The 9129-nt window shown below is 57.5% G+C and carries 10 protein-coding genes and 1 pseudogene; 1 reads left to right on the forward strand and 10 read right to left on the reverse strand.

Annotated elements, in window-relative coordinates; translation table 11 throughout:
- Positions 1-384: EAL domain-containing protein (locus ACOTX3_RS25275; protein WP_235428255.1), on the forward strand; the 384-nt coding region annotated here is incomplete at its 5' end.
- A gap of 22 nt (positions 385-406) precedes the next feature.
- On the opposite strand, the pseudogene ACOTX3_RS25280 reads toward ACOTX3_RS25275, so the two are convergent.
- From ACOTX3_RS25280 to ACOTX3_RS25325, 10 genes and pseudogenes are all read right to left on the reverse strand, one after another.
- Positions 407-665 (reverse strand): annotated as a pseudogene (locus ACOTX3_RS25280) (IS66 family transposase); the annotation flags it as partial.
- A gap of 49 nt (positions 666-714) precedes the next feature.
- Positions 715-1053 carry an IS66 family insertion sequence element accessory protein TnpB gene (gene tnpB / locus ACOTX3_RS25285; protein WP_028018554.1) on the reverse strand — a complete coding sequence of 113 codons (339 nt, stop codon included), beginning with the start codon at positions 1051-1053 and terminating at the stop codon, positions 715-717.
- A gap of 53 nt (positions 1054-1106) precedes the next feature.
- On the reverse strand, positions 1107-1874 hold the full coding sequence (gene fecE, locus ACOTX3_RS25290; RefSeq protein ID WP_004152282.1) for a Fe(3+) dicitrate ABC transporter ATP-binding protein FecE: 768 nt from the start codon (positions 1872-1874) through the stop codon (positions 1107-1109).
- Positions 1875-2831, reverse strand: a complete 957-nt coding sequence (gene fecD / locus ACOTX3_RS25295; RefSeq protein ID WP_004118246.1) for a Fe(3+) dicitrate ABC transporter permease subunit FecD — start codon at positions 2829-2831, stop codon at positions 1875-1877.
- Positions 2828-3826 carry an iron-dicitrate ABC transporter permease FecC gene (gene fecC / locus ACOTX3_RS25300; RefSeq protein WP_004118243.1) on the reverse strand — a complete coding sequence of 333 codons (999 nt, stop codon included), beginning with the start codon at positions 3824-3826 and terminating at the stop codon, positions 2828-2830. Before fecC ends, fecD begins: the two co-directional genes overlap by 4 nt.
- Complete coding sequence (fecB, locus tag ACOTX3_RS25305; RefSeq protein WP_007898890.1) at positions 3823-4725, reverse strand: Fe(3+) dicitrate ABC transporter substrate-binding protein FecB; 903 nt, start codon at positions 4723-4725, stop codon at positions 3823-3825. The genes fecC and fecB overlap by 4 nt, the downstream gene beginning before the upstream one ends.
- Positions 4726-4769: 44 nt before the next feature.
- Positions 4770-7094, reverse strand: coding sequence for a TonB-dependent Fe(3+) dicitrate receptor FecA (fecA, locus tag ACOTX3_RS25310; protein ID WP_022652364.1), 2325 nt, complete (start codon positions 7092-7094; stop codon positions 4770-4772).
- An 86-nt stretch (positions 7095-7180) separates the two neighbouring features.
- Positions 7181-8134 (reverse strand): ferric citrate uptake sigma factor regulator FecR, encoded by a 954-nt coding sequence (gene fecR / locus ACOTX3_RS25315; protein ID WP_023304425.1) that lies wholly within the window; start codon positions 8132-8134, stop codon positions 7181-7183.
- Positions 8131-8652 (reverse strand): RNA polymerase sigma factor FecI, encoded by a 522-nt coding sequence (gene fecI, locus ACOTX3_RS25320; RefSeq protein WP_016151347.1) that lies wholly within the window; start codon positions 8650-8652, stop codon positions 8131-8133. Before fecI ends, fecR begins: the two co-directional genes overlap by 4 nt.
- Before the next feature lie 370 nt (positions 8653-9022).
- The coding region (locus tag ACOTX3_RS25325) for an IS1 family transposase (RefSeq protein WP_232936284.1) at positions 9023-9129 on the reverse strand (107 nt) is incomplete at its 5' end.

The raw sequence follows: 9129 nt of genomic DNA on the forward strand, positions 1-9129 counted from the left end.
TCAAGGCGCGGGAATAAAATCCCATTCAGACGCCGGATAGATTCAAGCAAGCCAACTTGTCGTCAAAATCGGTGTTGCAAAAACGGGAGTGACCATAGATTCCGTTTGCCAAGCGGCCCCCATATTGAATGGCTGACGGTACTGGATTTCGATGAGATAAAAATAGACCGTATTTTTATTGCCAATATTGATGACCCGGTGAAGCGAGCGCTACTTGTTTCTGTGGTGAAAGGGTTACGTGGTACTGGCAAACCACTGGTGTTTGAAGGGGTGGAAACGCCAGGACAGTTTGAATTCGTCCGTTCTCTTGGCCCCGGTTACCTAGTTCAGGGCTGGTATACCGGAAAACCCGAAACAATATCTGCGATGAATATTCAGGGTTAAAACGATACGGGGCCCGGCCCGTATCGGCAACCCGACCCGTCAGCGTATCGCTTTCTGTCTGAAGCCGGTTCAGGTCGGCTTCTATCTGCGCGATGCGGCGGGAGATTTATTCAGAACGACTGCCGAAGTTCATCCGGCGAATCTTATCCAGCTGCGCCTGCAGATGGTCTATTTCGCGCTCCCGGTCGGCCTGCTTTTCCAGCAGGGCGCGGTTCAGCGCTTCCTGTTCGGACAGGCGCTGTTTCAGCAGAAGGATGTCGTCAGGGGGAGGTGTTGTTCATAAGCCCGCATTTTACCAGGCTTATTCAACGACAACCAGGATAAAGAGGCCTACAACATGGTCAGGGACGTAAGCAGTCTTTTAGGCTGCCGCCAGTCGATGCCTTCCAGAAGCATTGCCAGCTGCGCCGGGGTCAGGAACACTTTGCCATCGCGGGCAGAGGGCCAGGCGAAGCGGCCGCGTTCCAGCCGTTTGGTCAGCAGGCACAGCCCGTCGCCGGTGGACCACAGCAGTTTGACCTTACTGCCGCTGCGGCCCCGGAAGATGAAGACATGGCCGGATATCGGGTCATCTTTCAGCATCGTCTGCACCTTTGCGGCGAGACCATTGAAGCCGTTGCGCATGTCGGTGATACCGGCAACCAGCCAGATTTTGGTGCCTGTTGGCAGGTGGTTATCACTTCCTTTATCTGTCCTGTGATGATCCTTATGACTTCGCCAGACTACTTCACCACACACATGGGTCTGCCAGATACCGGTTCGGGATGGATTTCCGCTTCTACGCTGAACACCGTCTTTAGAAGCTCTGGTTTCATCACTGCTTCCGGAGCACCTTGCGCCATCACGCGACCGCTTGCCAGTACCACCAGATGATCGCAATAGCGGCTGGCCTGATTCAGATCGTGGAGTACCGTCACTACGGTTTTCCCCTGCCTTTTGAGTTCAACCATCAGGCGCATCAGTTCAACCTGATGATTGATATCGAGGTAGGTCGTAGGCTCATCAAGAAGAATGAGTGGGGTATCCTGTGCCAGCACCATCGCCAGAAACGCACGCTGGCGCTGGCCGCCGGAAAGCTGGGTTAACCTGCGGTCAGCCAGATTGCGCGTCCGGGTCTGACTCATTGCCACGTTGACCCGCTCGTTGTCTTCCGCGGAGAGTCGCCCCCACAACGACAGCCACGGGCTGCGGCCGTAGGAAACCAGTTCCCGTACAGTGATCCCCTCGGGGGATAAATGGTGTTGCGGCAGTAAAGCCAGGCGGCGAGCCAGCTGGCGGGCGGAAAAACCGGCTATGGGTTTTTCATCAAGCAATATCTCGCCAGAGTCTGGTGTTAACAGGCGAGAAAAACAGTTCAACAGCGTCGATTTCCCGCAACCGTTAGGGCCGAGCAGGGCCGTGATTTTTCCGGCAGGCAGGGCGAGAGAAAGTCCATCCAGCACGGTTTGTGCGCCATAGCTGACGGTCAGATTTTCAGTACGTAATCTCATTTATCGCATTCTCACAAGCAGCCAGACAAACCACGGTGCGCCGATAATGGCGGTCAGCACGCCTGCCGGAAGCTCCAGCGGCGGATGAATGATTCGTGCCAGCAGATCGGCAATGACCAGCAACAACGCGCCCGTCAGGGCCGAAACGGGCATCAGCCAGCGGTGACGCCCGCCGGCGATCCTGCGCACCATGTGCGGCACGACGAGACCAATAAAACTTATCGGGCCACAGACGGCCACGCCGGTTGCTGTCATCGCGACAGCCAGCATCAGCCCCTGGAACCGGGTGCGCTGAACCGACACGCCGAGCGTGGCTGCTCGTGCATCGCCCAGCGCCAGCAGGTCGAGATCGCGACAAAAGCGCAGGCTCAGCGGCAAAAACAGAATGAGCAACGGCACGGCAATCTTCACAAAGTGCCAGTCGCGCCCCCATAAGCTACCCGTCAGCCACAGCAGGGCACTGTTTACATCCTGCGGGTGCAGGAGCATCAGGTAATCCGTCAGGCTCGCCCAGCAGGCGGAAAGCGCCACGCCGGTGAGCGCCAGCTTCATCGGCTGGTGGGTCTTTGCCAGCATCTTCAGCAAGATCAACCCCGCCATACCGCCCGCAAAGGCCAGCAGCGGCAGCACCATCACGGATAGTGATGGCATAAGAAGCAGTGCTCCCACAGAGGCAAGGCTGGCGGCATGGTTAATGCCGAGAATATCCGGTGATGCTAGCGGGTTACGCACAATCCCCTGTACCAGCACGCCCGCCACGGCGAGGGCTGCACCGACAAACAGTGCCAGCAGCAAGCGCGGCAGTCGGTACTCCATCAATACATAATAATGCTCGCGTCCGTCCTGCCAGTCGGTCAGCAGCGCGCGCCACGGCACGGGGATCACCCCCATATGGAGTGATAACAGCGCACAACCTGCCAGGGCAAGGGTGATGAAAATGACCAGCGCAATTTTCATCCTCGCCTCCTCACCAGCCAGACAAAGCAAGGACTGCCAATCAGCGCCAGCACTGCGCCTGCGGGCAGATCGCCGGGGAAGGCCAGCGCGCGTGCGAGTACATCTGCCATCAGCATCAGCGTGGCCCCCAGCAGCATGCTCACCGGCAGTACGTTGCGCTGATCGAAGCCTGCCCAGAAGCGCGCCAGATGTGGCACCAGCAGGCCGATAAACGCCACCGGACCTGCCACACTGACGCACGCGCCAACCAGAAGCAGCACTAACATATTGATGATCAAACGTAGTCTCGGCAGGTTCACTCCCAGCGTATGGGCGGTACTGTCGCTGACGTTGAGCAGGTTCAGTTGATTCGCCAGCAGCAACACGACAGGGACTGCAGTGACCACCACCGGCAAGAGCTGCCAGACATCCTGCCAGTGGGCGTGGGACACTCCGCCTGCCAGCCAGTAAAAGATGCCGTAAGCATGATCTTCGGCCAGCAGCAGGGTGATGCGGGTCAGGGCCATACAAAAGGCCGACAGCGCGATACCCGCGAGGATCAGTTTGTTTCTGTCCTGGGTATGACGAAACCCGCCTCCTGCGGTCATGACCAGCAGCCAGCTCACGCCGCCCCCGCATGCCGCGATGAACGACAGGGAATAGCCTGCAACCGGCGTCGGACTCAGCGCGCTGGTAAGCGCCATAGCCAGCGCCGCGCCGCTGTTAATGCCGAGCAGTGAAGGAGAGGCCATTGGGTTGTGGGTCAGGGTTTGCAGCAGCGTGCCCGCGAGCGCCAGGCTTGCGCCGATCAGAACGGCGACCAGGCTTCGCGGCAAACGAAGGTTTTGCACCAGCGCTTCTGGTAGCGTTGGCGTGTGTCCAGGCAGCAGGGCGCGGATTGCGTCTGCTCCGGAAACAGGAATGGCCGAGTAGCAAAACAGACTCAGCCAGAAAATAATAATAAGTACTGCAACGGGAAGCCCCCACAGCAGCACCGGGTGTTTTAGCGCGGTCATTTCACATCGGTAAGCGGCTGATGGTGGAAGATTTTTACCGTGTCAGCGGCAATACGCTCTGCGGCAAAAATACCGCGCATCCGCGCCCAGGCGTTACTGTCGACTGAAGCAACCTGCTGCTTCTGCGCGGCGGTTAATATCTGCCAGAGCGGATCTTGTTGCCAGCGTTTAACAATGCTCTCTTCGCGATAGTGGGCAACCAGCAGCCAGGCAGGATTGACCGCCAGCAGTTGCTCCAGGCCGATGGACGGCATGGACGCGCCCGCCATCGCAGCGGGAACGTTCAGCCCCAGAGAAGCCAGCACGCTGCCGGTCCAGGTCTCCTGGGTATGCAGGTTGAATAGCTGTTCGCGTGATGTGCCAAAGGCCACGCGTGTCCCTGTGGGAAGCTGGCTGGACCACTGCGCCATCTTCTCTTTATGTTGTTCCAGACGCGCCTGCATCTCTCGTTTTTTACCTACCACTTCGCCGATGATAGCCGCTGAGTGCAAATTTTCAGCGTAGGTTTCGTTGCGGGACTTAAGCAGCAGTACCGGCGCGATTTGCTGCAAGGCAGTGTAAATCCCCGCATGGCGACTGCTGTCGGCAATGATCAGGTCTGGTTTCAGGGCAGCAATGGCTTCCAGGCTCGGCTGCGCGCGCGTTCCGACGGACTGCCACGGTTTCAGGTGCGCACGCACTTCGGGCAGGATGCGTTTTGCATCGTTATCGTCGGCAATACCGATCGGGCTGACGTCCACGGCGGCCAGCGCATCGGCGAACGAGAGTTCCAGCACCACAATCCGTTGTGGCGTTTTATCGAGTGTAAACGTGCCGTGTTCGTCCTGAACCGTGGCGGCAAAGGCGTGGCCGATCACCAGCAGCAGGCCTGCAAAAAGAAAACGGATAAATGCCAACATAGTCACATTCCAGCTAAAAGCCCGGCAAGCCGGGCGTTAACACATCAGAACTTCAACGACCCCTGCATATACAGCGTGCGCGGCTGGCCTGCGTAGATGCCTTTGTTGTTGTCGTCATAAGAGCGGATGAAGTAGTCCTGGTCGAAGATGTTTTTCACACCGAACGCCAGGTTCAGATCTGCCATCTGCGGGCCAAAGTCATACGCCACGCGTGCGCCCCAGAGCATGAAGCCGGGAATGCGGCCGGTACTGCCGTCGGCGCTCTCTTTCACCGTATTGGCGTTATCCGCAAACTGGCTGGACTGGAAATCGCTGTTCAGATTGAACGTCCAGTTGCCCGGCTTGTAGTCCACGCCCAGCGTGCCTTTATGTTTCGGGGAGAATGGCACCTGATTGCCATAGGTGTCGCCTTTCTCGCGGATTTCCGCGTTCACATACGCATAGCTGGCGTAGACGGAAACGTTATCAAGCGTTGGCGTTAGCGTACCCAGGTCGTAACGTGCCTGCGTTTCCAGCCCGGTATGGCGCGTTTTGCCACGTGCAGTGACGGTGTCGTTGGTCTGGTTGGAGTCGTACTGATTGTTAAAGTTAATCAGGAACAGCCCCATTTCCGCCGTCAGCGCGCCGTCATCGTAGCGGGTACCGAGTTCCCAGGTTCGCGCTTTTTCCGGTTCCACATTGCCGCTTTGCACAGCCTTGCCAATCTGGCTGTACTGTACGGTGCCGAACGAGCCTTCAGTGTTTGCATAAAGATTCCAGCTATCAGTCAGGTGATAGAGCACGTTCAACGCCGGAAGCGGTGCGTTATAGCTCACCTCTTCGTGCGTGCCTTTGATGGCGTTGTTCTGGTATGACTCGATATGTTCGAAACGCATACCCGGCGTGATGGTCCAGTTGCCGATGTCGATTTTGTCATCCAGATACCAGGCGTGCGCCTCGGTGCCGGAACGCGTGTCGCGGTCGTAAGGGCTTGAGCCGGACGGCAACTGCCCGCTGCTGGTGGCGGTGTAGTAACGCATTTCATGCGTTGATTCATTCACATAGCGATAGCCCACGCCCACTTCGTGCGCGGAAGGGCCGATCATAAAGCTCTGGCTGTAGCGTGGCTCAATACCGCGCACCCAGTAGATACGCGGCGAGAGGGTGATGCGTTTGCCTTGCTCCAGGTAGCCGCTGCGCAGGGTTTGGGTGTAGAACCCCTGAATGTTGAATTTATGCTGGCTGTCCGGCTGGAACTGGTAGCCCAGGCTCGCCAGCTTGCGACGGCCCCAGAAGCGGTCATACGGGCGGGTGGATTGCCAGCGATCGGCGTCGTAATCCGCGCGGGACAGGCCGCCGGGCATGTCGGCTTCACCATCGTAATATTGCAGCAGGCTGTTGAAGGTGTGCACCTCATTCGGCGCATATTTGCTTTTCAGCATCAGGTCGTCGATGCGGGTGGCGCTGTGCTCGCGCCAGTCACTGCCGCGCGTGCCGGAGTAGAGCAGCGCGGTGCCAAAACCGTTGTCCGCTGTGCCGCCCACCATCAGGTTGTGCGTCTCTTTCGGGTTGTTTTGTGAAGAGGTTGGGCTGAGCTGACCTTCCACCCCCGCCTCGATACCAAAGTCCTGCGGAATGGCGCGGGTAACAAAGTTCACCACGCCGCCCACGCTCTGCGGTCCGTAACGCACCGCACCACCACCGCGCACCACGTCAATGGCATCCATGTTGCCGAGCGAAACGGGAGCCAGTGAAAGCTGCGGCTGACCGTAAGGGGCAAAGGGGACGGGGATGCCGTCCATCAGGACGGTCGAGCGGCTGGCGAGGCGTGGGTTCAGGCCCCGGATGCCAAAGTTCATCGCCAGGTCGTGGCTGCCGGTGCCGTTGTTTTCCGGCGCGCTGACGCCAGGGATGCGGTTAAGCACCTCACGCATGGTGGTTGCGCCGGTTTTGGCGAAATCCTCACGGCGGATCACGTCACGCGCGCCAGCATGTTCAAATACGTCGTTTTCACGCGCATCGCCCAGCCAGTCGCCGACCACGGTCAGGGCATCTTCTTTTGGCGCGGGCGCGGTCTCCAGCGTCCAGCTGTTATTTCTCAGCGGTTTTACCTGCAGTCCGCTGCCGTCCAGCAGTTGTTGCAGGCCGCTCTCGACGTCGTAATCTCCGTGCAGGCCGTTGCTCTGCTTGCCGCGCGTCAGGCTGGCGTCAACCGAGAGGGTAATTCCGCTGTGTGCGGCATACTGATTGAGCGCTTTGTCGAGCGATCCCGGTGCGATATCAACCTGTGCAGCAAAAGCGGAAAACGAGAGACCGGCCAGCGGCAGCAGGCTCAGGCGAATGGCGTTAACCAAAGGTGTTGTTTTACGAAAAACGCGTAACGGCGTCATACCTTCTCCATCATCATTTTTGTTGTGTTCAGCTATGAGTCGAACGAGAAGGGTAAAAAGGACAATCGAAATGAGAATTATTTTTCTTACAGCGGTGAAATGTTTATCCAGTACCGCGTAATAGACTGAATTTTAACGGGAAGCGTTTGAGCGATAACGTTCAGGATCGCATCGGTATTTTTCAGCGGGAACGTCCCGCTCAGGCGCAGCCCGGCAACGGCGGGATCGCAGCGCAGCACGCCGTTGCGGTAACGGCTTAGCGTGGCTATCACCTCACCCAGCGGTTTATCGCTGAAGCTCAGGATGCCCTTCGTCCAGCTTGTACTCTCGTCATCCAGCGGTTTCACTGCGCCAAACTCAGAGGCGCTGAACTGCAGGCTTTCACCAGCGTTCACGATGCGTTTTTGCGCGGGGGCACTGGCGAGAAGCACTTCCACGGCGTGCTGCTGCACGTCAAGCTGCGTGAAATTATCCTGCTGGCGGACGGTAAATTCTGTCCCTAAAGCGGTGAGTTGGCCCTGACGGGTCAGGACGCGGAAGGGGCGTTGCTGCGCATCTTTCGCGGTAGTAATGGCGATTTCACCGTACCAGAGCCGGACGGTGCGCTGATGCGCATCAAAACGCACATCCGCCGCGCTTTGGGTATTCAGCGTGAGCAGGGAGTCATCTTCCAGTTGCTGACGGCTGACTGCGCCTTTGGCGGTGCGGTAATCTGCCCGCAGACCTTCGCCGGTTTCCGACTGCCAGAGTTGCCAGCCTCCGCCAGCGCCGAGCAACAGCAGTAATCCTTTCATCACGTGACGGCGGGTGAGGCGGGTATCGTGCAGCGCCCGGCTGGCAACGTCGCCAGGCACACCGCCAAGCTGGTTGCGCAGGTTTTCAACCTGCTGCCAGGCCCACTGGTTATCCTGATCCTGTTCATACCACTGTTGCCAGCGCGCTTCCTGTTGTGGGCTGACGCGCTCGCCGCTTAGCACGGCATACCAGTGGGAAGCTGAACGCAGCGCCTGACGGCGGGAATCGGTTAACGAAGGATTCATAACCCATGCTCCAGACGAAACAGCAGGCAGTGCTCGACGGCTTTCGCCACGTATTTTTTCACGGAGCTGACGGAAACACCGAGTTTGTGCGCAATCTCGCTGTATGTCAGGCCATCCAGTTGCGAAAGCAGAAACGCTTCACGTGTTTTTCCGTTTAGCCCGTCCAGCATGCTGTCGACGAGTTGTAGGGTCTCGAGCTGGCTTTCGCGTTCCTCAGGTGAAGGCGCTACCCCCTCCGGCATAAGCGCCAGCATCTCCAGATACGCTTTTTCCAGCGCGTTTCGGCGAAACAGGTCCACCATCACGCGTTTGGCGATAGTGCACAGGAAAGAGCGAGGATCGCGGATCGTCGAGAGCGTTTCGCTGCTCATTACCCGCAAAAAAGTGTCCTGGGCAATGTCATCTGCATCAAAGGCAGACTGGAGTTTGCGCGTCAGCCAACTTTTCAACCAGCCGTGATGGGTGCCATAAAGCGACTCGAACGTTAAGGAAGCTGTGGAAGTGGCACGGTCAGACATGCGGAGTGCATCAAAAGTTAATTATCACGTAGCCATATTAATATGAGAATGGTTATCATTACAATTGGAAATAAAATTGTTTCCAATAAACATTTTTAACATGTTGTTTTTCTAAGTGTTATAAGGTAGGTATAAAATGGGATGGATCCTCTGCTTCTGGCATCTGTCGGTCAGAATGACATCATGATGTGGTCTGCTATTATTGACATCCTCCCCGCCCTTTAGGGCGGGGAGGATGTCAACTATGAGTGTTGCCTGAAATGTCGCCAGCCCCCGGTACAGCAGAAGTATCTCGGGCTTTCTGCGTTTGCTCCTGGTGGGTATGGCCCCCGCAAGCGGGGGTTATTGCTAACTGGGTAATGACTCAAAATTATTGATAGTGTTTTATGTTCAGATAATGCCCGATGACTTTGTCATGCAGCTCCACCGATTTTGTGAGCGACAGCGACTTCCGTCCCAGCCGTGCCAGGTGCTGCC

The organism is Enterobacter cloacae complex sp. IR5384 (assembly GCF_049237265.1).
In the GTDB taxonomy this organism is placed as follows: Bacteria; Pseudomonadota; Gammaproteobacteria; order Enterobacterales; family Enterobacteriaceae; genus Enterobacter; species Enterobacter cloacae.